General features: G+C 63.8%; 21 protein-coding genes. 16 read left to right on the forward strand and 5 right to left on the reverse strand.

Annotated features, from left to right (window positions below):
• The first annotated feature begins 48 nt into the window (after window positions 1-48).
• The gene (locus tag ACVOLR_RS08930; RefSeq protein ID WP_481536138.1) at window positions 49-2,919 is read left to right on the forward strand and encodes a TonB-dependent receptor domain-containing protein; all 2,871 of its coding nucleotides are present in this window, start codon (window positions 49-51) and stop codon (window positions 2,917-2,919) included.
• Between the two features lie 312 nt (window positions 2,920-3,231).
• Here ACVOLR_RS08930 and ACVOLR_RS08935 read toward each other — a convergent pair whose 3' ends face one another.
• The gene (locus tag ACVOLR_RS08935; RefSeq protein ID WP_481536139.1) at window positions 3,232-4,347 is read right to left on the reverse strand and encodes an HDOD domain-containing protein; all 1,116 of its coding nucleotides are present in this window, start codon (window positions 4,345-4,347) and stop codon (window positions 3,232-3,234) included.
• A gap of 161 nt (window positions 4,348-4,508) precedes the next feature.
• Window positions 4,509-5,054: an inorganic diphosphatase gene (gene ppa / locus ACVOLR_RS08940; RefSeq protein WP_481536140.1), complete on the reverse strand. Its 546-nt coding sequence runs from the start codon at window positions 5,052-5,054 to the stop codon at window positions 4,509-4,511.
• A gap of 221 nt (window positions 5,055-5,275) precedes the next feature.
• On the opposite strand from ppa, the gene ACVOLR_RS08945 reads away from it, so the two are divergent.
• The 14 genes from ACVOLR_RS08945 to ACVOLR_RS09010 all read left to right on the forward strand — a co-directional run bounded on the left by ACVOLR_RS08945 (window position 5,276) and on the right by ACVOLR_RS09010 (window position 20,713).
• On the forward strand, window positions 5,276-5,776 hold the full coding sequence (locus tag ACVOLR_RS08945; RefSeq protein WP_481536141.1) for an RNA polymerase sigma factor: 501 nt from the start codon (window positions 5,276-5,278) through the stop codon (window positions 5,774-5,776).
• A 107-nt stretch (window positions 5,777-5,883) separates the two neighbouring features.
• Window positions 5,884-6,855, forward strand: coding sequence for a FecR family protein (locus ACVOLR_RS08950; RefSeq protein WP_481536142.1), 972 nt, complete (start codon window positions 5,884-5,886; stop codon window positions 6,853-6,855).
• Between the two features lie 126 nt (window positions 6,856-6,981).
• Window positions 6,982-9,897, forward strand: coding sequence for a TonB-dependent receptor (locus ACVOLR_RS08955; protein WP_481536143.1), 2,916 nt, complete (start codon window positions 6,982-6,984; stop codon window positions 9,895-9,897).
• Between the two features lie 174 nt (window positions 9,898-10,071).
• Window positions 10,072-10,575, forward strand: coding sequence for an RNA polymerase sigma factor (locus tag ACVOLR_RS08960; protein WP_481536144.1), 504 nt, complete (start codon window positions 10,072-10,074; stop codon window positions 10,573-10,575).
• Between the two features lie 60 nt (window positions 10,576-10,635).
• On the forward strand, window positions 10,636-11,658 hold the full coding sequence (locus tag ACVOLR_RS08965) for a FecR family protein (RefSeq protein WP_481536145.1): 1,023 nt from the start codon (window positions 10,636-10,638) through the stop codon (window positions 11,656-11,658).
• 143 nt (window positions 11,659-11,801) lie between these two features.
• Entirely contained in the window at window positions 11,802-15,308 is a 3,507-nt protein-coding gene (locus ACVOLR_RS08970; protein WP_481536146.1) for a TonB-dependent receptor domain-containing protein, read from the forward strand.
• Window positions 15,309-15,436: 128 nt separating this feature from the next.
• A complete protein-coding gene (locus ACVOLR_RS08975; protein ID WP_481536147.1) occupies window positions 15,437-16,027 on the forward strand; it encodes a biliverdin-producing heme oxygenase in 591 nt (196 codons plus the stop codon).
• Between the two features lie 43 nt (window positions 16,028-16,070).
• On the forward strand, window positions 16,071-16,457 hold the full coding sequence (locus ACVOLR_RS08980; RefSeq protein ID WP_481536159.1) for a YbaN family protein: 387 nt from the start codon (window positions 16,071-16,073) through the stop codon (window positions 16,455-16,457).
• Window positions 16,454-16,594, forward strand: coding sequence for a hypothetical protein (locus ACVOLR_RS08985; RefSeq protein WP_481536148.1), 141 nt, complete (start codon window positions 16,454-16,456; stop codon window positions 16,592-16,594). The genes ACVOLR_RS08980 and ACVOLR_RS08985 overlap by 4 nt, the downstream gene beginning before the upstream one ends.
• On the forward strand, window positions 16,584-17,300 hold the full coding sequence (exbB, locus tag ACVOLR_RS08990; RefSeq protein WP_481536149.1) for a tonB-system energizer ExbB: 717 nt from the start codon (window positions 16,584-16,586) through the stop codon (window positions 17,298-17,300). The genes ACVOLR_RS08985 and exbB overlap by 11 nt, the downstream gene beginning before the upstream one ends.
• 9 nt (window positions 17,301-17,309) lie before the next feature.
• Window positions 17,310-17,735, forward strand: a complete 426-nt coding sequence (gene exbD / locus ACVOLR_RS08995; protein WP_481536150.1) for a TonB system transport protein ExbD — start codon at window positions 17,310-17,312, stop codon at window positions 17,733-17,735.
• The gene (locus ACVOLR_RS09000; protein WP_481536151.1) at window positions 17,732-18,472 is read left to right on the forward strand and encodes an energy transducer TonB; all 741 of its coding nucleotides are present in this window, start codon (window positions 17,732-17,734) and stop codon (window positions 18,470-18,472) included. The genes exbD and ACVOLR_RS09000 overlap by 4 nt, the downstream gene beginning before the upstream one ends.
• A 304-nt stretch (window positions 18,473-18,776) precedes the next feature.
• The gene (locus ACVOLR_RS09005) at window positions 18,777-19,997 is read left to right on the forward strand and encodes a helix-turn-helix domain-containing protein (RefSeq protein WP_481536152.1); all 1,221 of its coding nucleotides are present in this window, start codon (window positions 18,777-18,779) and stop codon (window positions 19,995-19,997) included.
• 47 nt (window positions 19,998-20,044) lie between these two features.
• On the forward strand, window positions 20,045-20,713 hold the full coding sequence (locus ACVOLR_RS09010) for a glutaminyl-peptide cyclotransferase (RefSeq protein ID WP_481536153.1): 669 nt from the start codon (window positions 20,045-20,047) through the stop codon (window positions 20,711-20,713).
• Window positions 20,714-20,902: 189 nt separating this feature from the next.
• Here ACVOLR_RS09010 and ACVOLR_RS09015 read toward each other — a convergent pair whose 3' ends face one another.
• Window positions 20,903-22,930 (reverse strand): sodium-translocating pyrophosphatase, encoded by a 2,028-nt coding sequence (locus tag ACVOLR_RS09015; protein WP_481536154.1) that lies wholly within the window; start codon window positions 22,928-22,930, stop codon window positions 20,903-20,905.
• Between the two features lie 242 nt (window positions 22,931-23,172).
• Here ACVOLR_RS09015 and ACVOLR_RS09020 point away from each other — a divergent pair, with 242 nt between their 5' ends.
• Window positions 23,173-23,679 carry a hypothetical protein gene (locus ACVOLR_RS09020; RefSeq protein ID WP_481536155.1) on the forward strand — a complete coding sequence of 169 codons (507 nt, stop codon included), beginning with the start codon at window positions 23,173-23,175 and terminating at the stop codon, window positions 23,677-23,679.
• A gap of 37 nt (window positions 23,680-23,716) precedes the next feature.
• On the opposite strand, the gene ACVOLR_RS09025 is transcribed toward ACVOLR_RS09020, so the two are convergent.
• On the reverse strand, window positions 23,717-24,310 hold the full coding sequence (locus tag ACVOLR_RS09025; RefSeq protein ID WP_481536156.1) for a DUF2846 domain-containing protein: 594 nt from the start codon (window positions 24,308-24,310) through the stop codon (window positions 23,717-23,719).
• 4 nt (window positions 24,311-24,314) lie between these two features.
• Complete coding sequence (locus tag ACVOLR_RS09030; protein WP_481536157.1) at window positions 24,315-25,031, reverse strand: hypothetical protein; 717 nt, start codon at window positions 25,029-25,031, stop codon at window positions 24,315-24,317.
• Window positions 25,032-25,530 lie beyond the last annotated feature (499 nt).

Below are 25,530 nucleotides of genomic sequence, written 5' to 3' on the forward strand. Positions count from 1 at the left end.
TAACACACCGCTAACTTTGTCGTTTGTTTTAGCTCTTTGGAGAGATTGATGAAGCTTCGTAATTCTGCAGTGCGGTTGGGCTTGCTCCCGGCCGGCATTGCTATTGCCTTGACCCCCTCTTTTGCTTCGGCGCAGGAAGCTGCTGCCGGTGCGACCACTCTGGATCGCCTGGAAGTCACCGGCTCGCGTATTCGCGGCGCTGACATGGAAACCCAGCAGCCGGTCGTCACGCTGACCCGCGAAGCACTGGAAAAGCAGGGTTTCACCTCGGTTGCTGACGTTCTGCAGAACCTGACCTCGGCCGGCTCCCCGGCCATCTCGCGTTCGCAGTCGCTGTCTTCTGGCGAAAACGTCGGCGGCTACTACGTCGACATCCGTAACCTGGGCGCGCAGCGCACCCTGGTACTGATGAACGGCAAGCGCCTGGGCGCTACCACCGCCGGTATGCAGGATCTGAGCCAGATCCCGATGGGCGCAGTTGAGCGCATCGAAATCCTGAAGGATGGCGCCTCGGCCATCTACGGTTCGGACGCCATCGCTGCTGTGGTCAACGTGATCACCCGCAAGCGCTTTGACGGCGGCGAAGCTTCTGCCTATGTCGGCCAGTACGGCGAAGGCGACGGCGAGACCACCCAGTACTCGATGACCCTCGGTACCCAGGGCGAGCGCGGTGGCATCACCATGGCCGCTGAGTACTACAAGGCCAAGCCGGTGTGGGCCAAGGACCGTGACTTCAGTGCTTACGGCAACTCCGGCCCGGCTTACCCGGGTGCTGGCGCCAGCGCCATCAATGAAAAGGGTTCGTTCTGCGACCCGTGCGCTACCCCGGGCATCAAGCCGGGTCAGCCGGGTTACGTGGCCAACAAGGATGTGCTGTGGTACACCTTGAAGGACGGCGGCAACCCCTCCAACCGTTCGGACTACCGCCTGCAGACCGCTGAAGATTCGGTCAATGCCAACCAGCAGATGGGCGTGCAGACCGGCATCGAGCGCAAGTCGTTGTATGTCAACAGCAACTACGACCTGACCGACTCGATCACCTTCAATGCGGACGTGATCTACAACGAGCGCAGCACCGATCAGCAGATCGCTGGCTACCCGTACCAGTCCACCGCGATGGGTACCCCGCTGTCGGCTGACAGCGTGTTCAACCCGAATGCTACGGACACAACGTTCCGTCGTCGTCTGTGGGAAGTGCCGCGCACCACCGAAAGCAAGCTGAAGACCCTGCGCTTCGCCCCGAGCATCGAAGGTTACTTCGAGTTCGCTGGCAAGACCTTCGACTGGGACGTCGGTGCGCTGTGGAACCGTAACGAATCCACCAAGGTCGGTCATGGCGACATGAGCCTGATCGCTTCCGAGCAGGCCCTGGGTGCTTCGTTCATCAACAAGGATGGCGTCGCTCAGTGCGGTACCGCTGCCAACCCGGTTGCGCTGTCTGATTGCCGTCCGTGGAACCCGCTGCTGCCGTACGGCGTGGCTGGCCCGGGCTCGCTGGCCGATGCTGCCACGCAGGCATTCCTGTTCCCGCAGTTCACCAACACCGGCCTGACCAAGACCACCAGCTTCACCGCCAACATCGCAGGTTCGGTCTTGACCCTGCCGGCCGGTGACCTGGGTGTCGCGATGGGCGTTGAGCACCGCGAAGAGCAGGGCCGCTATGTGCCGGACGCATTCGCGCAGTCGGGCATGAGCACCGGCCTGGCTTCGACCACCACCTCGGGCAAGTACGAGCTGGACGAAGTCTACCTGGAGCTGAACATCCCGGTCCTGAGCGACATGCCGTTCGCCAAGGAACTGAGCTTCAACGTTGCAAGCCGTTACTCGGACTACAGCAACTTCGGTGACACCATCAACTCGAAGTTCGGCTTCGTGTGGCGTCCGATGAGCGAGCTGCTGGTTCGCGGTACCTATGCTGAAGGCTTCCGTGCCCCGACGATTGACGATCTGTACGGCGGCATCAACAGCAGCTTCGAGACCTACACCGATCCGTGCGGCATGGGCGCAACCAACAGCGTCAATGGCAATGCTGCCTGCAACAACGCAGGCGTTCCGCTGGGCTACACCCAGCTGGACCAGAGCATGAAGCCGTGCACCTCGTACCCGTGCGCTACCCCGGACCAGTTCATCTCCGGTGCCAACGCCAACCTGACCCCGGAAACCTCCAAGAGCAAGACCGTTGGTCTGGTGTGGAGCCCGCGTTGGGTGCAGGGTCTGGACATCTCGCTGGATTGGTACCGCTACGAGATCAGCGACATGATCATCAGCGACAGCGTGGACCGCATCCTGCGTGACTGCTACGTGCTGGGCAATGCTGCTCGTTGCGAAGGTATCACCCGCGCATCGGACGGTCACATCAGCGCCATGACCTATGGCCTGGCCAACCTGGGTGAGATGAAGACCGAAGGTTACGACCTGGGTGTCAAGTACCGCCTGCCGGAATTGGCTATCGGTCAGTTCAACATCGATTGGCAGACCAGCTACCTGTCCACCTACGACGAGCAGGGTCAGAACGGCAACGGTGACAACATCACCATCGGCCGCGTTGGCGAAGCTGGTCTGTTCCGTTTGCGTTCCAACGTGGGCGTGAACTGGTCGAAGGGCGACTTCGGCGTTTCCTACATGGCCCGTTACTACTCGGGTATGAAGGAAAGCTGCGTCACCAACCGTCCTTGCACCGAGCCGGATCACATGGCAAATGGTGAAGGCGATGCCATCCGCAAGACCGGCTCCAACACCTTCCACGACCTGCAGGTCAGCTGGAAGGCGCCGTGGGATGCAACCGTGGCCGTTGGTGCGAACAACCTGTTCAACCACCAGGGTCCGATCATGTTCTCGGCACCGAACTCGAGCTTCCCGTACTACGGTGGCTTCGACATCGGTCGCTTCCTGTACATGAAGTACACCCAGCGCTTCTGATCCATCGAAGCACTGTGATGCATGACAAAGGGTGGGCCGCAAGGCCCACCCTTTTTCTTTGTAGGTTTAGTAGTGGTTGGATCAGGGCTGCTTTGAACGCCAGTAAGCATCCCTGTGAAAGCAGGGCGGCACGCAATCCATCACCACACGTCTGGCTCGTAGCCCGGGTACGCGCAGCGCACCGGCGAAGCGGAGCAACGCAAGCCAATGCCGTTCGGGCAGATAAGCCACGTTCGACACGCAGAAACAACAACGGCTGCTATGCGGCCGTTGTCATTCAATCCTGGTTTCGCAGCGTAATGAAGCGCAGTCTCACGCCTCGAGGCTGACGCCCATCAGCTCATCGGCCATTGCCCGCCACTGCTCCAGCTTGGGCAGTACGCCGACGTTGGCCAGATACTGCTCATCAACTGCGGTACCAGCGGCCAGTGCAGTGGCGACGTGGACGGCACCGGCCACCCAGAAGCTGCGCACATTGGAGCGTCCCGGCTGCAGCTGGAAGGCGACTGCTTCGATGATCGGCATCGGCAGGCCCCACAGGCCCATCAGATAGGCACCGGCCTCGGCATGGCCGGGACGGGGATCTTCTGCATCGGCGGGCAGGCGCTCGTCGCGCACGCCGGGCAGCAACAGGCCGATATCGGCCAGCAGTGCGGCGGTGGAGCCCAGCTCGGCGCTGGATGCAGGCAGCATCTTGGCGGCCAGGCGTGAGGCCATCAGTGCGCGTGATTGCAGTGCGTTGCGGTCGGGCCCGGACATGCCGGGCAGGGCGAATACTTCACTGGCCAGGACCAGGTCGCGCAGGGTGGCCATGCCCAGGCGGGTGACCGCGCCACGCAGATCGGAGATGGCACGGCCGCTGTTGAAGAACGCCGAGTTGGACAGCTGCAGTACCTTGGCGGCGATGGCCGGGTCGGCTGCGATCAGCTTGGCAATCTCCGCAGAGTCGCTTTCCTCGTCTTCTTCCAGCGCGTGGGTCAGGCTGATGTACAGGTGCGGCGGTGAGGGCAGCTTTTCGATGCGGCCGATGGTCTGGCGCAGGTGCGGGCTGTCCAGCAGTTCGCGCAGCTCCTCCAGGCTGGTCAGTGCTTCAAGCAGCACTTCCGGGGCCAGTGGTAGCGGCAGGAAGCGATGGGCCACGCCAATGATGCGGGCCGATGGCACGCGCTGATTGTTGTCGCCGTCGATCAGTGCGATGCGGATGGTTTCCGGGCGCAGCGTGCGGATCTGGCCGAGCAGGGTGGCCGGGGCCAGGTCGGGCAGTACCGGCGCAACGATGATCGCGTCGATGGTGGCCGAGGACACCGCAACGATGGCGGCACTGCCATCCGGGACCGACTGTACTTCCCACTCATCGCCCAGATCGGCGACGTATTCAAGCAGCTCGGCCGACAGGTTGGCTTCGCCGCCGACTAACAGGATTCGCAAGACACTTCCCCTTGGACAAAACGCAAAAGCCGCACAAAAAACAGGCCGGAAACCGGCCTGTCAATGTAGCTGCTTGCTGGCAAAGGGTCATGCCCTCTACCAGGAAAACGTGATGGTTGTCGCTACGCAGGGCCGAGTATTACGGCCGCACGCAGCGCCAATCAGACGTCCTGTTCCTGGCTGGCAAGGTAGCTCTTGTGCGCTTCGACCAGGATCTGCTTGGCTTCGGCGGCGTCGCCCCAGCCTTCGATCTTGACCCACTTGCCCTTTTCCAGGTCCTTGTAATGCTCGAAGAAGTGACCAATGCGCTCCAGCCAGTGGCTGGACACCTGGGCGATGTCTTCGACGTGGGCGTAGCCACTGAAGATCTTGGCGACCGGCACGGCGAGGATTTTCTCGTCGCTACCAGCCTCGTCGCTCATCTTCAGCACGCCAACCGGGCGGCAGCGCACAACCGAGCCCGGGACCAGCGGCAGCGGCAGCACCACCAGCACGTCGGCCGGGTCGCCGTCGCCGCACAGGGTCTGCGGCACGAAGCCGTAGTTGCAGGGGTAGCGCATCGGCGTGGACAGGATGCGATCGACGAACATCGCGCCGCTTTCCTTGTCCATTTCGTACTTCACCGGCTCCGAATCCTTCGGGATCTCGACGATGACGTTGATTTCTTCCGGCGGGTTCTTGCCCGGCGAGACCAATTTCAGGCTCATTGCGCTGACTCCGAATCGTTGTTGGTTGAAAAAGAGCTCCATTCTACGCGTACCACTATTGCGACGCACCAAACCTCAGTCGGGTGGGCGATCCAAGGGCCGGGTGGGTGTTGGGACACACTGTCGCGCGATACATATGAGAACCATTATCATTATCAATGTATGCTTTCCCGCCCCAGGGCGCCTTGTGCAGGCGGCCCGTCCTGCCTTCACAGCCTCCAATGTCCAGCAACTCCACTACCTTGACCGAACTGCTGATCCGCGAACGCCCGGCCTTGCTGCGTCTGGTGCGGCAGATCCTCGGCGCTGACGGCGGCGCCGACGACGTCATCCAGGGCGTGTGGTTCAAGGTACGCGGGGTCGGCAACGAGCAGGTCATCGGCAACCCGCGTGCCTACCTGTACCGCTTGGCCAGCAATCTGGCCACCGATCATGGCCGTGAACGCACGCGCCGACTGCGCCTGCAGGCCGAGAATCACCTGTGGGGGCCGGACGAGGTGCTGTCCACGGAAGAGCAGGTGATGGCGCAGGACGAGCTGGCACGGGTTCTGGAAGCGGCCGAGCACCTGCCCGAGCCCACCCGCAGCATGTTCCGCCTCAACCGCCTGCAGGGCCTGACCCAGCCGGAAGTTGCGCGGCGGATGGGGGTATCGGTAACCACGGTGGAAAACCATCTGCGGTTGGCCCTGCAGCGGCTGGCCTGGGCGCGCAGCGGCGGTTAGCGTTGCAATTCATCTTGGGTATGCAGTGGCGTGATTCGTCATGTAGTTAGACCGCTGTCCTGTACTCCGCCCGTCGCCATCACAAACAAAAGCAGCAACGCCAGCCCATGAGCCCGCCGTCTTCCTCGCCAACGCCCGACAGTCCCGCTGCGCAGCAAGCGCGCGACTGGCTGCTGCGTCTGGCCTCGGGGACCATGAACGAGCAGGACATGCAGACCTTCGAGCAGTGGTTGTTGCTGCCCGGACACCGCCACGCGTTTGAACATCAACGGTTACTGTGGCGCAGCCTCGCTGCACGTCCGCAGACCAGCGTGCTGGTGCAGCGGCCGGCGCGACGCTTGCAGCGTCGGCGGCTGGCAGCGGTGGCGATGCTGGCGCTGTTCTGTGGCGTGATGTCGGCGCCGGAGTTGGCGTTGCGGATGCGCGCTGACTACCGCGCGGATGTGGCCATCCGCCAGGTCAGGCTGCCGGACGGCTCAACCGCAGTGCTGGATGCTGGCGCTGCCATTGCCGTGCATTACGGCGAAGCCACGCGGCGCATCGAGCTGCTGCGCGGGCGCGCCTGGTTCGAGGTTGTGCCGCAGTCTGGCGCGCCATTCCGCATCACCGTCGGCGATGGCGTGGTGGAGGATATTTCCACCGCGTTCGTGGTCAGTCGTGCCGGCGATCATGTCGATACCGCGGTCGAACAGGGGCGCGTGCGGGTTGCGGCGCGCCCGGATCAAGGCTGGATGTACCTGCAGGCCGGGCAGACAGCTGGCTGGAGCAAAGGCGGTGTTGCCGAGCTGGGCGCGGGACTGGCGCCTGACCACGTCGCTGCATGGCGGCGCGGTGAGCTGCTGTTGGAAAACGTGCCGGTGACGCAGGTGTTGGCCGAACTGGGGCGTTATCGCCCTGGCCACGTCTTCGTACGTGGTGATTTGTCGGCCTTGCCGCCGATCAATGCCGCGTTGCGGCTGGATAAGCCTGAGCAGGCGCTGGATGCGCTGGCTGCAGGCAGTGGCTTGAGCGTAACGCGCCTGCCGTTTGGCATCGCCATCGTGCAGGCACAACAGAACGAGCTGCCAGCGCGTCGCTAGCTGAGCTGGGCGATTGATCTTGGGGGTTTGCCCGGCTCATTCGTCTTAACCCCGACCGTACCTCAGCCGCCGCCACGTACGTCGAACCTCCGCCGCCTCATTGCGGCTTCGACATCAGGAATTTCAATGCCCAGTTCTTTCCGCGCCGGCCCACGCCTGCGCCTGTCCCGTCTGCACGTTGCGATGCTGGCCGCCGGCCTGGCGGTGCTGACGCCAGCCATGCCCGCAATGGCGCAGGCTACCGTTGCCAGCGCCAGCGCACAGTTCGATATCCCAGCGCAGCCGCTTGCTGCAGCGCTGGGCCAGTACATGCGTCAGTCCGGCGTGCAGGTGGCCTATGCCGCCGCGCTGGCTGACGGTGCGACCTCGGCGCCGGTATCCGGCCAGCTGGCACCGGCGACGGCACTGCAGCAGCTGCTGCGCGGCACCGGCATTGCTGCCCGTCGCAGCGGCAATGGCGCGGTGACGCTCGAAAAGCTGCCGGCGGGGGCGAACGCGGAAGATCTGGTCGTGACCGGCACCCTGAGCGTGGCGGGTGACCAGCGCGGTGGCGAAGGCACTGGCAGTGATGCCGCACGCCTGCTCGATACCTATCGCACCACCGGTTCGACCGCCTACATACCGCAGCAGACCATCGAACGCTTCCGTGGCACCTCCACCGCCGACATCATCAAGGGTGTGGCTGGCGTCACCGCCGGTGATCCGCGCGTGGGCAATGCCCTGGACGTGAACATCCGTGGCATCCAGGGCCAAAGCCGCATCCCGGTGATCATCGATGGTGGCCAGTCCACCATGGATACCTATCGCGGTTATGCCGGCCAGTCGCAGCGCACCTACCTCGATCCAGACCTGATCTCCAACATCACCATCACCAAGGGCCCAAGCCTGAAGGCAAACGCCTCCGGTGGCATTGGTGGCGTAGTCGAGATGGAGACCTTGAAGGTGGATGACGTGCTGCGCGAAGGCCGCGATAGCGGCATCCGCGTGCGTACCGGTCTGGCCAACAACAGTGCCAACAACGTGCCCGATTACAGCGCCGCCCCGCGTACTGATCGCAACGCCACTGGCAACCAGTTCGCCAACGTGGCCGTGGCCCAGCGCTGGGATCGCTTCGACCTGGTCGCCGCCTATGCCTGGCGCGATACCGGCAACTACTTTGGCGGCAAGCACGGCTATGACGACTTCCCGCAGACACGGCGTACGCTGGCGCCGCTGAATCCGCCGCGCACCGAAGTGTTCAATACGTCGTCACGTTCGGAATCGGCGCTGCTGAAAGGCACCTGGCGCATCGACGATGCACAGACGTTGGAACTGGGCTACCGCCGCTACGAGGGCACCGCCGGCGAAATCATGGCCTCGCAGATCATCCGTGTGGACCGCGACCGCGTGCCGCAGTGGGACCCTGGCCACGTCGACATGGACAGCTACAGCCTGCGCTACCGTTTCAACCCGGACAGCAGTCTGGTCGACCTGCGTGCAAACGCCTGGTACACCGACGCCGAAAGCCTGATGTACAACAGCCTCACCGGTATCACCCCGTGGTACTTCGATCGCCGCACCGAGTGGTATGACGCGCCGAGCTTCAGCGGCAACCCGGGTTACAAGGATGCCTACGCCAATCCGCTGAAGCAGAAGCGCTTCGGCTTGGACGTGAGCAATACCTCGCTGCTGGAAACCAGCGCCGGTCTGTTCACCTTTGACTACGGCCTGTCGCTCAGCGATGAGGACATCCGCCCGAACTCGCCGATCATGCATGACGATCTGGTCAACAACCGCTTCCTGCGCAATGCCGAGCGCAAGGAATACAGCGCGGTCGCATCGATCAAGTGGGAACCCAATGAGCACTGGGAATTCATGGCCGGTGGTCGCTGGAACCGGGTCAACGTCAACGATCGCAATAGACTGGCCAAGGAAGATAAGTTCGAGGCGGACGGTCAGTACCGCTACACCCAGCTGCTGAACGGCGACCCGAGCCTGCCTTCATGGCGCGCGAAGCGCATCGCGATGTTGAACTGGTACCCGGATGCCAATGGCAATTTCACTGAAGCATCGCTGCTGGCTTCGCCGTACAAGAAGGGCACGGTGGCCGACATCGGCGGCTGGAATTTCTATGACGCCGATGCCGCCGAAGACCTGATGGTGCCGGTGAGCTGGACCTGGTCCAAGCCGATCAAGCGCCGTGACAGTGCATTCTCGCCAAGTGCCAGCGTCACCTATCGTTTCGATGACGACAGCATGGTGTACCTGAAGTACGCCGAAGGCACCAAGCTGCCGAGCCTGTTCGAAACCACATTGGGTCTGTTCACCGCCGCAAAGCCCGTTGGCGAGCTGAAGCCCGAGCGCTCCGGCAGCTGGGAAATCGGCGCCAGCACGATCAAGCGCGATCTGTTCGCCAATGGCGACCAGCTGGCACTGAAGCTGGCCTACTTCGATACCCGCGTGGATGATCTGATCACCCGCGATTACCGCACGCTGTCGGCCGGGCTGATCCGCAATGTGGATCGCTTCAAGGTGTCGGGCATGGAGTTCCAGTCCAACTACGATGCCGGCAAGGTGTTCGCGGATCTGTCCGCGCACTACTACTTCAAGGCCAAGACCTGCGCGCCGGATATTGCTGCAGAGCGTCGTGCCTACGGGCAGGCGCGCAACATCGACGAGTTGAAGAACACCCCGAACTGCGTGGATGGTGGTTTCGAGGGTTCCTATAGCAACACCCAGAACCCGCCGCGTTACACGGTCAATGTGACCCTGGGTTCGCGCCTGTTCGACGAGCGGCTGACCTTCGGCACCCGCGTGGTGCACAACGCCGGCCCGATCAGCAAGTTGGACAAGGAATGGAACGTTGGCCTGTCGGCGATCCAGCAGCTGTACCGTCCGGCGACCATCGTCGATCTGTTCGCCAGCTGGTCGTTCAATGACCAGTGGAATCTGGACGTCAACCTGGACAACGCCACCGACCGCTATTACCTCGACCCGCTGGCACTGGGCATCCTGCCGGCGCCGGGCCGTACCGCGCGCATGGCACTGACGTTCCGCTATTGATGGCAATCGTGTCGCCGGTTTGACCGGCGCGCGATGCGGGCACAAGGCATGGCCGCAGCTCTTGGAGAGGCCATGCCACACGCGTCAAATTTGCAAATGAGAATTATTATTGATTGAGGTGTATGCTGTGCAGCCGCCACGGGCTTCCGTGCCTGCCTTGTCGCACCGCCTTCCATGTCCTGCAATGCGCTTGACCTGACCGAACTGCTGATCAGCGAACGCCAGCCGTTGCTGCGCCATCTGGCGCGGTATCTGGATCTGTCCAGCTGCGAGGACACCTACCAGGCAATGTACTTCAAGTTGTCCACGGTGCCGCGTGAGCCGCCGATCGAGGACAAGCGGGGTTATCTGTTCCGGGTAGCTTCCAATCTCGCCATCGACCAACTGCGTGATTCGCGTCGTCGTCGTGAACAGGCCGAAGCCGCATTGGCGCTGCTGGAAGGCGAACCGGGCAGTCCGGATACGGCTCGGGTGGTAGCGGCACAGGAGGCGATCACCGGCATCGCGCGCGCGTTGCGGCAGTTGCCGCCGCGCACAAGACAGGTGTTCGTACTCAACCGCTACGATGGCTTGAGCCATCCGTGTATCGCCGCGCAGCTGGGCATCTGCACCAGTACGGTGGAGAACCACATGCGACGTGCGCTGGAATGCCTGGCGCGGGCACGCGACGGTGATTGATAGCCGCCGCCCGATAGCGATGTTGTTCCCCACGGCAGCCGTACCGCGACCTGGATACTGATGACGCATTCTCCCGACAATCCCGAACAGCTTGCCCGCCAGGCCCGCGATTGGGTGCTGCGGTTGGCATCCGGGCAAGCCGATGCGGACGAACTGGAGGCGTTCGCACGTTGGCGTGCGCGGGGGCCGCAATGGCAGCAGGCGTTCGAACGCGAGCGCCAGTTATGGCAGGCGATGGGGCAGGTTGAGCATGAGGTAAGGGCGCTGGCGAGCGAAGCCGCGATAGCGGGGCAGGTCGACCAGCACGCTTGCGTGCCTGCAGTCGCAGCTGAGGTCGGCAGGCGAACGACGAGGTGGTCGCGCCGCCAACGGCGTTGGCCTGGCGTTGTTGCCGCAACAGCGGCCATGCTGGTGTTGGTGCTGGTGTTGCCCGGGCAGCGTTGGCGCTGGCAGGCAGATCATCGTGCCGGCTACGCGGTCGAACAGGTGCGGCTGGAAGATGGAAGCCAGGCGGTGCTTGATGCCGGTGCGGCAATCCGGGTGAGCTACGACGACAAGCAGCGCACCGTGCAACTGCTGCGTGGCCGTGCCTGGTTCCGGGTCGCACACGGCGATGTGCGGCCGTTCCTGGTCGAAGCCGGCAGTGGGGTTACCCGTGACATCGGCACGGCGTTCGAGGTGGCGCTGCAGCCAGGGCAGGTAAGCACCGCGGTCAGCGAAGGTGAGGTGGAAGTCAGTGCCGCCGGCAGCCGCTTACGGCTGCATGCCGGGCAGAGCGCGGCCTATCGCGAGGGCGGGACAGTGGAGCAGGGCGCTTCGTTGCCGGCTGCAGCGGTGGCCGCATGGCGGGAAGGCGACATCGTGCTGGAGCGGCAGTCGGCTGCGGCCGCGATCACGCAGATGTCGCGCTACTACCCGGGCCGCGTGCTCGTGCTGGGCGAGCTGGCAGCGGTGCCGGTTTCAGGCGTGTTCCGCAGCGAGCATGCAGAGGCTGGCATCCACTCGATCGCGGCGATGGCCGGTGCTCACGTCTGGCAGCTGCCAGGTGGCTGGCTGCTGGTAAAGCCAGGCGCCAAAGAGTGAACGAAGTATGAATATTGAACAGGTGGTGCTGGGGTGATCCCGCGCCGCAGTCGTTGTCAAAGCAGCTACGAGCGGCACGCGCTTCTCCAGCCAGACACAGCCGGGTCTTCCCGGCACGCCTGTTTCCGGAGGAGTTTGATCCCATGTCACCAGCTTCATCGCGGCGCGGTCCGCTTGCGCCTGCCCTGCTGTCTCTTTGCATTGCCGGTTCGCTGCAATGCCTCGCCATCGCGCCCGCTGCCGCGCAGTCGCAGTCGCAGGCACAAGCCGCACAGGCAAGTTTCGATATCCCCGCGCAGCCGCTGATCGAGGCGCTGCGCCTGTATTCACGCCAATCCGGTCAACAAGTGCTGTTCAACAGCGCGATTGGCGCGGGGCGCACCGCCAGCGCGGTACGCGGACGCCTGAGTCATGAGCAGGCGCTGCACCAGCTGCTGGCCGGTACCGGACTGAGTGCGCGCCGTGACGCGGCTGGCAGCTTCCGGCTCGAAGCAATGGCTGAGCCGGTAGCGGACGATGGCGTGATCCGCACTGGTGCCCTGAACGTGGAAGGCGGCGTGATCGGCGGCAGCGCGATTGCGGCCAGCGAATCACCGGACCGCTTCTTCCGCTCGGCGCAATCTGGAGCCCAGTTGGACCGCCAGCGCATCCAGGCCTTCCGCGGCACGTCGGTCGGCGACTTCATCAAGGGCGAGCCTGGCGTGCTGAGTGGTGACAACCGCAACAGTGGCGCGCTCGACGTGAACATCCGTGGCATGCAGGGCCAGGGCCGGGTGCCGGTCATCATTGATGGTGCGACCCAGCAGACCGATGTTTACCGTGGCTATGCGGGCTCGGCATCACGCAGCTACCTGGACCCGGATCTGGTCGGTGGCGTCACCATCGAAAAGGGCCCCAGTGCGGCGGCGGACGCGGTCGGTGCCACCGGTGGTGTCGTGCGGATGCGCACGCTTGGTGCACAGGACCTGATCGACGAAGGCGGGCAATGGGGCCTGCAGGTCAAGGTTGGCAGTTACGGCAACAACGTCGGCGAGCCAGCCATCGGTACCGTCGGCACCGGCCAGGGCACGGCTGCACGTTACGCCCGGCCGAATGACCTGACTTTCCATAACGGCAGCCTGAGCGCGGCGTGGGCGCAGCGCTTCGGCAACCTGGAACTGGTGGCGGCACTGGCCAAGCGCCGGGTCGGCAATTACTTTGCCGGCGAACACGGCAAGGGCCCTACCGGCGAGGAAGTCGGTTACCAGTTCGGCGAGGAAGTACTCAATACCTCGCAGGACAGCACCTCTGGCCTGCTGCGCGGCGTCCTGCATTTCGCTGACGGGCAGGCGCTGGACCTGTCGTGGACGCGCTATGAGAGCGACTTCGGCGAAATGATGCCGTCGGCGATTTTCCGCGGCGGGCAGGCGCAGCAGGGCCGATTGAGCCGGGTCGAGGTCGACACCGCCACCGCGCGCTACCGCTGGAATCCGGCAGGCAACAATCTGATCGACCTGAAAGCGGATCTGTGGGGCAGCGACAACCATACCGATATCGAAACGCTGTACCGCTTCACCGGTGCCGCAGCATGGGTAAAGGATGTGCCCTACATTGGTGATGCGCGCCGCTGGGGGCTGAACATCTCCAACACCTCGTCGCTGGATACCGGCTGGGGCGCGCTTGAGCTCAGCTATGGTGCTTCGCACAGCTACGAACGCCTGCAGCCCTCACCCGAGTGGTGGCGCAAGAAGGCAGCGGCGGCCAACAACCCGGACAAGGATTTCAACGGCACGCCGCGAGACGGCTCACGGCGTGAGAACAGTGCCTTCCTCGCCGCCGAGCTGATGCCGCGCGAGTGGCTGACGCTGTCGGCCTCGTTGCGCTACCTGGACGCCAAGGCGCAGGACAACATTGCAACCGAGATCCTCAACACCTGGCCGAAGCAGACTGCGTTCAACCATGAACACGCATCCGGTTGGGCGCCGATCCTGTCGGTGTTGGTCGAGCCGGTGCAGGGGCTGCAGTTCTATGTGCGACATGCGCAGGCGCTGCGCGCGCCTAGCCTGTTTGAGTCCACGGGCTATGGCCAGGGTATCTCGTACCGGCCCAATCCATTCGCCCGCCTCAAGGCCGAGCATGCGCGCAACAGCGAGATCGGCATCAACCTGGAAACCGATTCGTTGTTCACCGATGGCGATCGCTTCCAGGCCAAGCTGGCCTGGTTCAACCAGCGCATCGACGACTACATCACCCGTAGTACGCGCGACCTGATCGGCTTCACGATGGAGAACATCGACCAGGCGCTGTTCCGCGGCTTTGAGCTGAGCAGCCGCTATGACACCGGCCGCCTGTTCGCCGAGGCCTCCGGCAGTTGGTACACGCACCGCGAGTTCTGCGATGGAGGCAAATGCTGGGGCGGTGGTTCACCCAGTGGCTACGTGCAGTCGCACATTCCACCGCGCACCGGTGCCACCCTCAACCTTGGCGGCCATTGGCTGGACGGCCGCCTGACCGCCGGCGCGCGCTTCACCCATACCGGTGATCGTGCGGCGATGGAAATGCCGATCGGCGCGACCATCACCACCGTCGACTGGGCGCCATACAACCTGGTGGATATGTACGCCAGTTACCGCATCAATGACCGGTTGAGTGTGGACGCGGCAGTCGACAACGTCGGTGACCGCTACTACATGGATGCACTGACGCTGGGCCTGATGCCATCCCCGGGGCGTACCGTGCGGCTGAGCGTGACCGGTCGCTTCGGTGACGGTAGGCCGGCGGCACTGCGCAGCTTCGGCGCCGGTGCAGAAGGCAGGGCATCGGCCTTCGAGCCGTTCAATGGTGACTGGAGCGGCTTCTATCTGGCCGGGCTGGTCGGCCAGACCGAGCAGCGTCTGCGTGGTCGTAGTACCTCGCTCACCGGCGTGGGCGATGACAAGGCGGCGCGTGAATCGGCCAACCTGGACATTGCCGATATCCGCCACGGCCTACGCCTGGGCCACAACTGGCAGCTGGCCTCGGGTTGGGTGCTGGGCGTGGAAGGCGGGCTATCCGACGGCAATGTGTCCTGGAGCAACGAGAAGAGTTATCAGCAAACCGAAGCGCGCGAAGCCAGTGGTTGGCTGAGCCCCCCCCTGCAGGCCCGGATGCGGCATGAGCTCGGTCTCGGTGCCAGCCTCGGTGGACGCATCGGTTACAGCTTCGGCCGTACCCTCGTGTACGGCATGGCCTCAGTCAACGCCCAGCGTGAGCGCCAGACCCGTACCCAGTACAAGGCCAGCAATACCAGCGCAGGTCTGCCCAACGGCACCGATCCACGCCCGGCCTTCGCCGAAAGCGCCAGCAATACGCGCCTGGGCTGGAGCCTGGGTGTCGGTACCGAAGTGGCATTGGGTAACCGCTGGACGCTGCGCGCCGAGTACGCCTATGCCAACCTGGGCCGCGACAGCTTCCGCTTCAACGACGCGCGCGAGGCTGTTGCCGGTGACTACGTGCGCAGCGAGCTGGTGGAAATGAAGCAGTGCTACTGGGAGGAATTCGATTTCTGGTACGACTGCCCGGTTTACAGGGATGTCACGGTACCCGGTGCGTTCAACAACGCCAACGGCCGCCAGGCCCGCGACCGTTTGACCACGCAGACGCTGTCGATCGGGCTGACCTGGAGATTCTGACCCACCGGCACGCAGGCCAGGCGCACGCAGCCTTGGGGATCGTCCCGCGGCATACGTCTTTCCTGCGAGTCCCATCCTCCGCCGCTCCTGCGTGCGGAGGATTCCCCCACTTTTCCTATCCGCATGCCATGACCACGAACGAAACCATCGCCGCACCCAGCCGTAGCCAGCGCCTGAAAGCGGCTACCAGCACCACCCATGATTCGCTGGACAAGCGCATCATGTCCGAGGACATTTTTGCCAGCCGCGAACGCTTCGCCAAGTTCGTGCGGGTGCAATACCGTTTCCACCGCGACATCCAGGCGCTGTACGCCACGCCGCTGCTACGCTCGCTGCTGCCGGATCTGGAACAGCGCCAGCGCCTGCAGCAGATCGTTGCCGACCTCGGCGATCTGCAGCAGGACGTTCCTGCCGAAACCGCTGCGGTCATCCCTGACGATATCGAGCTGCCGCAGGCGCTGGGCTGGCTGTACGTCGCCGAAGGCTCCAACCTCGGCGGCACCATCCTGTTCAAGCTGGCCGGCAAGCTGGGCTTGGGCGCGGACTTCGGCGCCAGCCACCTGGCCGCGCATCCGGATGGCGCGGCTCGCCACTGGCGCGAGTTCACTGCATCCATGGATTCCATCAGCATGAGCGAGGCGCAGGAAGCGGCCGCCATCGAAGGCGCCAACGCTGCGTTCCGCACCGTACGCGGCTACGTCGAGCAGGAATTCGCCTGATGCAGGTCGGCGCATCGGCAGACACCATGAAGGCATCGGCGTGATCCGTTGGCTGTGGTTCTGCCTGGGTTGGCTGATGGTGGCCTTGGGGGTGATCGGTGCGTTGCTGCCGGTGATGCCAACCACCATTTTCCTGATCCTGGCGGTGTGGTGCTTCTCGAAATCCTCGCCGCGCTTTGAAGCGTGGCTGCTGCAGCATCCGCGCTACGGCCGGCCGCTGCGGCAGTGGCGTGAGCAGGGTGCGGTGAGCCGCAAGGGCAAGTGTTTTGCCGCTGGCGGCATGGCGCTGGGTTATGTGCTGTTCTTCATCGGTGCGCATCCGAGCTGGAAGCTGGCCGTACCTGTGGCCATTTTCTTCCTGGCCAGTGCTGCCTATGTGCTGTCGCGGCCAAGCCCGCGCGAGCCGGTGGCCAGTGAGGAACAGTCATGATGCGCTCCCCCGCTGCCGATACACAGCAAGCCGCGTCGTGCCAGCGCGACGCTGTTTCGTACTACGTTCAACGCACCAGCCAGATCGCCAGTGCGACTTCCTTCCACGACGATCCGGAATCTTTCCATGCACGCTGATATTTCCTCGCACGCCGCCACACAGGCACTTACGCCCTGGGCCATGTACCAGTCCGCCGACTGGGTGGTGCAGGCGGTAATGATCTGCCTGGCATTGGCCTCGCTGGCTACCTGGACGGTGTTGATCGCCAAGACCTTGGAGCTGGGCCGTATCGGCCGTGAACTTCAGGCAGCACGCGAGGTACTGGAGGTCAGCGGTAGTCTCGATGGCGCCGATGCGCAGCCGGTACTGCAGCAATCAGACCTGGCGCGCAGCATGCTGGGTGCGGCGCGCACCGAGCTGGCGTTGTCAGTTGATGCGCAGGGGCACGATGGGGTCAAGGAGCGTCTCGGCTCGCGGCTTGAGCGCATCGAGCTGGGCAACAGCCGACGCCTGCGCAGCGGCGTCGGCCTGTTGGCCAGCATCGGTGCAGTGGCACCCTTCGTCGGTCTGTTCGGCACAGTGTGGGGCATCATGAACAGCTTCGTCGGCATCGCCGCGTCCAACACCACCAATCTGGCGGTGGTTGCGCCGGGCATCGCCGAAGCACTGCTGGCCACCGCGATGGGCCTGGTCGCTGCAATCCCTGCGGTCGTCATCTACAACCATTTCAGTCGCCGCCTGCAGAGCTTGCGTGCATTGGGCGGGGATATCTCAGCCAGCGTGCAGCAGATCGTCTCGCGCGATCTGGATTGCGGCCGCGCGCTGCCGCGCGACGCACGCTGAGGACGGACGATGGCAATCCGTACCTCCCGCGAGTCTGATGACGAAGCGCTGGACGAAGCGCACGAGATCAATGTCACGCCCTTCATCGACGTAATGCTGGTGCTGCTGATCATCTTCATGGTGGCCGCACCGCTGGCCACCGTCGATGTGCCGGTCGAACTGCCGGCCAGCAGCGCCAAGCCGCAGCCGCGTGATGCCGAGCCGCTGTTCCTCACCGTGCAGGCGGATCTGTCGCTGCGTCTGGGCGAGGCCACAGTATCGGCTGATGCGTTGGCTGCAGAACTTGAAAAGCGCACACAAGGTGATCACTCACAGCGCATCTTCCTGCGTGCCGACCGCTCGGTCAGCTATGGCGATCTGATGGAAGCAATGAACCTGCTGCGTCGCGCCGGCTACCTGAAAGTGGCGTTGGTCGGGATAGAGCAGTCATCGTGACCGTCGCTACTGCATCCTCCCGCCTGCGTTGGGGTGGCAGCTTCACGCTGGCGCTGTTGCTGCATTCAGTGGTGATAGGCGCGGCGCTGTGGTGGAGCCTGCGCACACCGCCCTTGCTGGCAGATCAGCAGCCGCTGGAAGCGGTGATGGTGGATATGGCTGAGATGCCGGAAGCGCCGCCAACTCCGCCAACCGAGATTCCACAGGGGCCGCCGCAGCAGGAGCAGCAACGCAGCGAGCCGACCCCGGCGCCACGCGTGGAGCATGAGCCGCCGCCGCAGGAGCCCGAGGTGGTGGACGCTTACGTGCCGCCGCAGCCGCGTGAGCAGGTACCAGCCTCCGACGCCCACACAGTGGACCAGACCCTGGCGCCGCCGGATGTCAGTGCCAAGCCCAGCGAGCGCTATGCCGCCCGCCAGACCACCGCCGGGCAGCAGGCGCAGGCTTCGGTTACCTGGCAAGGGCAGCTGCTGGGGCATCTGGAGAAGTACCGCCGCTATCCTCGCCTGGCCGAGCGCCTGCGTCAGCAAGGCGTGGCCTATGTGCGCTTCAGCGTGGACCGGCAGGGCAAGGTCAGCAATGCCAGGATCGGCCGCAGCAGCGGTCACGACAGCCTGGATGAGGCCACGCTGGAGACGCTGGCGCGGGCAACACCGGTGCCGGTACCGCCAGCGGATGTCGTCGGCGACCCGGTGGAAGTGATGGTGCCGGTGGAGTTCTTCATCAATCGCAGGTAAGCGGCAGCCCCCAGACGACCTATCGACGAGGGCTGTCCCCTCTCCCGCTTGCGGGGGGAGAGGGGCAGCTTGCGAACCATTGGTTCGCTGCCCGTCGACCGACCTTGCGCTAGCGCAAGGGCCGGGGCGCGGAGCGGGGGTAGGGGTGAGGGCGCTCTTAGCGGCAATCCTGCAGCGCGACGGCATCCAAGCGTCGAGTCGATGGATATTCACGGACATGGGCACGCCAACCTTCTACGCGGCTATTGGGACGGTGCAAGAGCTGACAAGTGCATCCACGCCCGCCCGCAGTTAGCCTGCCCCCATGGATTCCCTGATCGCAGCATCCGCCCGCGCCTTGGCCACCGGTGACGTTCTTACCGCGCTCAAGCACGTTGCATTGCGCGACGATCCTCCTGCGCTGGCCCTGCGCGGAATCGCCATGGCCCAGCTCGGCGACCTGACGCGTGCACGCGAGCTGCTGCGACGTGCACAACGCGGCTTCGGCACACACGAAGTACTGGCACGCACACGCTGCGGGCTGGCCGAGGCCGAAGTGGCCTTGGCGCTTCGCGAACTCGGTGGCGCTTCCGAACCGCTGTCGGATATCGCGACCGTGCTGGATACGCATGGTGATTCGGTCAATGCATTGCAGGCCTGGTTGATCCTGGCGCGGCGATTGCTGTTGCTGGGAAAAATTGATGAAGCAGCACACGTTCTGAGCAGGCTTGAGGGCAGACGCATGCCGCCGGCGCTGAGCACGATGGCCGGGCTCACAGCTGCAACGTTGGCTTTGCGGCGGATGCGGATCGGGCTGGCACGCGCGCTGCTTGAACGTGCCCGGATGGCGGCCGCAGAAGCGGGTATTACCGCGTTGCAGGCCGAAGTGGATGAAGCCTGCTACAAGCTGGATCAACCGGCTGCCCGTTGCCTCGGCACAGGCGCGGATCAGTTACTGCGTATCGATCAGGTGCAGACGCTACTGGAGTCCGGCGCATTGATCGTGGATGGCTGCCGCCGCGGCATCAGGCTTGGCGCCAACTGGCAGTCGCTGGCAAGGCGACCAGTGTTGTTCGCGCTCGTATGCGCACTGGCTGAGGCCTGGCCGGATGACGTTGATCGCGATGTGCTGATCACACGCGCATTTGGAACGCGCCATTACGACGAGACGCTGCGGGCCCGGCTGCGGGTGGAAATCGGTCGCCTGCGCGGACTCATCGCGAAGCTGGCTCGTATTGAAGCAACACAGGCTGGCTTCCGCTTGTCACCTTGCTCGGCGACATCGGTAAAGGTGTTGCTCCCACCCATCGAAGGCGAACAAGGCGCTCTGGTCGCGCTGCTTGCCGATGGCGCGGCCTGGTCCACTTCGGCGCTGGGTCTGGCCGTGGGCGGCAGTCAGCGAAACGTTCAGCGGGCGTTGCTGGAGTTGCAGGCAGCAGGGCGCGTGTACTCCAACGGGCGCGGTCGAGCGCAGCGCTGGCGCTCGATGCCGCTTAGCGGATTCACGACGATCTTGTTACTCCCTGCTGCGCTGCCGATTGACTAGTGTCGCTGGCAGGCAGCCAATCGCGGACATGCCAGGAGATTGCAGCGATGAATACCCAACCCCTGAATCCCAACGTTGCGGCAGCCAAGGTTCGTCCCGCCGAGGTGGTGCGTGAGTACGGCCCGTTTGCCGGCTCGGACACCATCAATGGCGTCAGCTTTGATGGACATAACGTATGGGCTGCCACCGGCGCCGCGCTGGTTGCCTTCGATCCGGGTGATGGCCAGACGGTGCGCAGTTTGGCCGTGCCCTGTGACGCTGGTACTGCCTTCGACGGTACCTATCTTTGGCAGATCGCCGAAGCGCGCATCGACAAGATCGATCCCGAGAGCGGAGAAGTGTTGGCTTCGATTCCCGCGCCGGGCGCTGGAACTGACTCTGGGATGGCGTGGGCGGAAGGCAGCTTGTGGGTGGGTCAGTATCGACAGCGGAAGATTCACCAGATCGATCCGGCCGACGGCAAGATCCTGCGCACGATTGAATCCGACCGTTTCGTCACCGGCGTGACCTGGGTGGATGGCGAACTGTGGCATGCCACGGGCGAGGCGGGGCAAAGCGACATCCGTCGCCTGCAGGCCGATACCGGCGCAGTACTGGAGCGCCTGCAGATGCCGGATGGCATCAGTGTCAGTGGGTTGGAGGCGGATGGTGGTGAGTTGTTCTACTGCGGCGGTGGCAACGACGGCCGGGTGTATGCGGTGAAGTGTTCGGGTTGAGTGGTGGTTTCTTGTTTTGCAGGTGAGTGATGCGATCTCAGCTTCGCGGCTTACGCCGCTCCCACAAGTGCTTCGAGTTGTTGGGATGCTTCGTGCACTTTCCGATCACCCCGCTGCTGGATACAAGAGCCCCTCTCCCGCGCGCGGGAGAGGGGTTGGGGTGAGGGCGCTTTTCGCTGCCAGTCAGAATTACAGCAATGGCACCAGCAGCAACGCCACGATGTTGATGATTTTTATGAGGGGATTGATCGCCGGCCCGGCCGTGTCCTTGTACGGATCGCCAACGGTATCGCCGGTCACCGCGGCCTTGTGCGCCTCACTGCCTTTGCCGCCGAAGTGACCATCTTCGATGTACTTCTTGGCGTTGTCCCAGGCACCGCCGCCGGTGGTCATCGAGATCGCGACAAACAGGCCGGTGACGATGGTGCCGATCAGCAAACCACCCAGAGCCTTCGGCCCGAGCAGCAGGCCAACCACCACCGGCACGGCAACCGGCAATAGCGAAGGCACGATCATTTCCTTGATCGCCGAGCGGGTCAGCATGTCCACCGCCTTGTGGTACTGCGGCTTGGCCGTGCCCTGCATGATGCCGGGGATCTCGCGGAACTGACGGCGAACTTCTTCCACCACCGCGCCCGCTGCACGACCGACTGCTTCCATCGCCATCGCGCCGAACAGATAGGGAATCAAGCCGCCGATCAACAGGCCGATGATCACCGTGTGGTCGGACAGATCGAAGGCGAAGGTTTCGCCTGGATGCGCCATCTGCAGGTTATGCGTGTAGTCGGCAAACAGCACCAGTGCCGCCAATGCCGCCGAGCCAATCGCATAACCCTTGGTCACCGCCTTGGTGGTGTTGCCCACCGCATCCAGCGGATCAGTGATGTTGCGAATCTCCGGTGGCAGATCGGCCATTTCTGCGATGCCACCGGCGTTGTCGGTGATCGGTCCATAGGCATCAAGCGCGACGATCATGCCGGCCATTGACAGCATTGCGGTTGCGGCGATGGCGATGCCGTACAGGCCACCAAAATGGAACGCCAACCAGATCGCCACGCACACCGCGATCACCGGCAGCGCAGTGGACTTCATCGATACACCGAGGCCGGCGATGATGTTGGTGCCGTGGCCGGTGGTCGATGCCTGTGCCACGTGCTGCACCGGCTTGTACTGGGTGCCGGTGTAGTACTCGGTGATCCATACGATCAGGCCGGTCAACACCAGTCCAATCAGCGCGCAGATATACAGGTTGGTGGCGCCGTGGCTGGAGTCGGCCATCAGCTGGGTGGTCACCGGCCAGAAGGCGATGGCGGCCAGCACGCCGGATACGATCACGCCCTTGTACAGCGCGCCCATGATCGAGCCGCCGGCTTTCACCTTGACGAAGAACGCGCCGATGATCGAAGCGATGATCGATACGCCGCCAAGCACCAGCGGATACAGCACCGCATTGCGGCCGACTTCGGCCATCATCATGCCGCCGAGCAGCATGGTGGCGATCACCGTAACTGCATAGGTTTCGAACAGATCCGCGGCCATGCCGGCGCAGTCGCCAACGTTGTCACCGACGTTGTCGGCGATTACCGCCGGGTTGCGCGGGTCGTCTTCGGGAATGCCGGCTTCGACCTTGCCGACCAGGTCCGCACCGACGTCCGCACCCTTGGTGAAGATGCCGCCGCCCAGTCGCGCGAAGATCGAGATCAACGAGCTGCCGAATGCCAAACCGACCAACGCATGCAGGTTGTCGGCCTGGCTCAGGCCCATGCGCTGCAGTATCAAGTAATAACCGGCCACGCCCAGCAGGCCCAGCCCGACCACCAACATGCCGGTGATGGCGCCGCCACGGAACGCCACATCCATTGCTGCGCTGATGCCATTGCGGGCGGCCTCGGCAGTGCGCACATTGGCGCGGACCGATACGTTCATGCCGATGTAGCCGGCGGCACCGGACAGCACTGCGCCGATCGCAAAACCAATCGCGGTGTACCAGCTGAGAAAGAAACCGACCAGTACGAACAACACCACGCCGACGATGGCGATGGTCAGGTATTGGCGGTTGAGATAGGCCCGCGCGCCTTCCTGGATGGCGGCGGCAATTTCCTGCATGCGGGCATTGCCGGCAGGTTGGCGTAGGACCCATTGGGCCGAGATGATGCCGTAGACGATGGCGACAGCGGCGCAGACAAGCGAAAGCACAAGACCGTACTGTTCGAGCATGACCCCTCCAGCGTTGGTGGATGCCATACAGCTGTGGATGAAGCGGGGACACGCCGGGTAGATCGAAGCACTGGAACAGACCCGGGCCGCGCGCGGCTGTGGTACGTGTCGCTGTGTTCAAACACTCTGAGGCGGCCTGAGTATGACTGCCAGCTGTCTCCACCGCCAGCTGCCGCGTCTTGCTGCTCGGTTCAGTCGGATGCTGGCAACGTCGCTTATCTGTCCCTGTGGAATTGCTGCCGATGAAAGCCCTGCTAATCCTTGCCGTGACGGCCTTGTCGCCGCTGCCGTTGTTGGCGGCCAACGCCAAGCCCGAGATCGAACGCCCGGCAGCCAGTGCGCAGGCCACTGGTACGGTGCATACCGTGCGGCAGATTCCCGAAGCCTGTACCCGTATCGAAGGCCGCTTCACTGGTACACCGGCGCAGCCTTATGACATGCAGCTGGTGCGCACCAATCCGCAGTGCCAGCCGCGCGCGGTGTTCCTGGATGCGGGCAAGGTCAATCCCAGCGAGGCGGCTGGGTGGAAGCTCAACGAAGTGGCGCGCATTCCCTCCGCGTCCTGCAGCTCACAGCAGGCGGTGATCGAGGTGTGGCGCAAGCCGGCCGGGCAGCAGGTGGCCTTGGATGGGCAGGGCCAGAACCGGGTCTATCTGGGCGATGCCAAGGCGCAGGCCGCGGCCGGGCGATTGGCTGCGTTGCCGGCGTATTCTGCGCGCTTGCAGATGGAAGGCAGACCCTGCCGCTGAGTGCGGCAGGATCACAACTGCTCTCCTGCTGAGCTGCTTATTCGCGCAGCTTCAGCTTGTCAGCCATGCCGTTGAAGGTACCTTCGTCGGAAGGTGACAGGTTGGGGCGGCCAGCGAACACACCCATGGTGATGGTTCCCTGCACGAAGTAGGTTTCGCCTTCCTCAACTTCCATGGTCAGCACGTCCTTGGCTTCCGAGTGGACGGTGTATTCGTGGGTACCCGGCTCGGCCAGGTGGATGAAATAGTTGCCGCTGCGCAGCTTGCCCAGTTCCTGCTCACCTTCGCGGACCTTGAAGCCGATTGCGCCGCCGGTGAACTTTGACGGGCGGAAGAAGACGATCTGGGCCTTGTCGGCGGGGGCGGGGGCAATCAACCCGCCTTGGGCAGCGGTTTCTCCTGCTACCGCGCGGTCAGCGACCGCAGCGTCTGCAGCCGGCTGGGCAGCGGCCGATGTGTCGGCTGCTTCAGCTTCTTCAGGCGCGGTGGCGGACTGTGCATCGGCCGAAGACGCTTCCTGCGCGGCGATGGCAGCATCGGTGGCCGGCGGTGCCTGCACTTGTTGCGCGAAAGCGCCCAGCGGGATCAGCAGACTGGCAGAAAGGACCACGGCACACGAACGTAGACGCATCGAACTACTCCTTGGGTTGAACCGGGGTTTCCGGTTGAGATGTAACGAGAGGTCCTGCAGTTGCATCGACGCTGTCCCGGGATTCGACAACCGGGTCGACAGCGCTTTTGGCGTCTGCATGGGCTTGGGTCTGGATGCCGGCTTGAGGCACCGCAACGGGCATTGCGCTTGTAGTGGGTGCGGGCGCTGCCTTGGTTTTCGCGGCGCCACGCGTACCGGCGGGTATCACGATCTCCCGGCCTCTGATGAACATGGCAAACGGGCCTGCACCGAGCGACACGCCGATCGCCATGCCACTGTTGTCATCGCCGGTGGCGCCGAGCTTGAAACCGCGTAGCAACAGCGGGCCTTGCGCCGTTTCCAGCGTGCGTGCGGCAATCAACAGTTCGCCGGGGGCACCACCACCACGTGCGGCAGCTGCGTGCACGATTTCGCCAGTCCCACGGGTTCCGCGGGGCAGTCGCTCGACGCCGTCGAGAACCAGTGGTTCGACCAGGGTGATGGCGAAAATGTCGCCGCGTTTGTGTGTGGATGATGCCAGCGGTTCGGCGATCTCAATGAAAACCGGCGTGCCTGCAGGAATCGCGGTAGCGGCTTCGGTCAGCTCTGTCTGCTCCGCTGTCTGGGGCGTGGGCGAGACTTGCTCTTGGACGGCTGCGCTGCTGCATGTGGCGTGCAAGACCAGCGCCATTGTGGCGTAGCGAAATATGGCTAACGACATGCTGATAGGCCCCCTGCCTGAATGGCTGATCGTAGCGGGAGCGGAGCAAATTTGAAATGTTTCAGGCAAGCCTCTCCCGCGGCAGCGTAAGAGGGAGGGGTTTGCTGGGTTATGCGAGTGGCCGTGTCCGGTTTGCCTCAACCGGCAGCTGTACCTCTGTCCTGCTGTGCCAGTTGCTGGCCAACCCGGTAGCCTGCCGCGGCCAACACGCAGACGATGAGAAAGCCGAGCATCCCGATCAGTATCTTGCGGAACATGGCGCACCGCCGGCGTGGAAACCTTGGGCGGAGGATGCGCCGCCGATCGGAGCGCTACACCTGCCTGAAGTAATGCCGGTGATGAGGCTCCGCCTGTAGCGCCGCAGGGGCATTGCCAGGAAGGCACGTCGGTAGAGCCGAGATCCTATGTTCGCGGTCAAGCCTGCTGGAAGCAGGCTTGACCTACTCTCAGCATGGTCGGATCGAAATCCCGGCCGCTCTTGAAGACACCCCACGCGATT

The sequence above is a fragment of the Stenotrophomonas sp. STEN030 genome, from assembly GCF_056759995.1.

Coding starts and splice junctions, on each gene's coding strand:
- ppa (WP_481536140.1), bottom strand. CDS start 5,054: ATGAGCCTGAAATTGGTCTCGCCGGGCAAGAACCCGCCGGAAGAAATC.
- ACVOLR_RS08930 (WP_481536138.1), top strand. CDS start 49: ATGAAGCTTCGTAATTCTGCAGTGCGGTTGGGCTTGCTCCCGGCCGGC.
- ACVOLR_RS09010 (WP_481536153.1), top strand. CDS start 20,045: ATGAATACCCAACCCCTGAATCCCAACGTTGCGGCAGCCAAGGTTCGT.
- exbD (WP_481536150.1), top strand. CDS start 17,310: ATGGCAATCCGTACCTCCCGCGAGTCTGATGACGAAGCGCTGGACGAA.
- ACVOLR_RS08965 (WP_481536145.1), top strand. CDS start 10,636: ATGACGCATTCTCCCGACAATCCCGAACAGCTTGCCCGCCAGGCCCGC.
- ACVOLR_RS09030 (WP_481536157.1), bottom strand. CDS start 25,031: ATGTCGTTAGCCATATTTCGCTACGCCACAATGGCGCTGGTCTTGCAC.
- ACVOLR_RS09015 (WP_481536154.1), bottom strand. CDS start 22,930: ATGCTCGAACAGTACGGTCTTGTGCTTTCGCTTGTCTGCGCCGCTGTC.
- ACVOLR_RS09020 (WP_481536155.1), top strand. CDS start 23,173: ATGAAAGCCCTGCTAATCCTTGCCGTGACGGCCTTGTCGCCGCTGCCG.
- ACVOLR_RS08960 (WP_481536144.1), top strand. CDS start 10,072: ATGTCCTGCAATGCGCTTGACCTGACCGAACTGCTGATCAGCGAACGC.
- ACVOLR_RS08975 (WP_481536147.1), top strand. CDS start 15,437: ATGACCACGAACGAAACCATCGCCGCACCCAGCCGTAGCCAGCGCCTG.
- ACVOLR_RS08970 (WP_481536146.1), top strand. CDS start 11,802: ATGTCACCAGCTTCATCGCGGCGCGGTCCGCTTGCGCCTGCCCTGCTG.
- exbB (WP_481536149.1), top strand. CDS start 16,584: ATGCACGCTGATATTTCCTCGCACGCCGCCACACAGGCACTTACGCCC.
- ACVOLR_RS08985 (WP_481536148.1), top strand. CDS start 16,454: ATGATGCGCTCCCCCGCTGCCGATACACAGCAAGCCGCGTCGTGCCAG.
- ACVOLR_RS08945 (WP_481536141.1), top strand. CDS start 5,276: ATGTCCAGCAACTCCACTACCTTGACCGAACTGCTGATCCGCGAACGC.
- ACVOLR_RS09025 (WP_481536156.1), bottom strand. CDS start 24,310: ATGCGTCTACGTTCGTGTGCCGTGGTCCTTTCTGCCAGTCTGCTGATC.
- ACVOLR_RS09005 (WP_481536152.1), top strand. CDS start 18,777: ATGGATTCCCTGATCGCAGCATCCGCCCGCGCCTTGGCCACCGGTGAC.
- ACVOLR_RS08950 (WP_481536142.1), top strand. CDS start 5,884: ATGAGCCCGCCGTCTTCCTCGCCAACGCCCGACAGTCCCGCTGCGCAG.
- ACVOLR_RS08955 (WP_481536143.1), top strand. CDS start 6,982: ATGCCCAGTTCTTTCCGCGCCGGCCCACGCCTGCGCCTGTCCCGTCTG.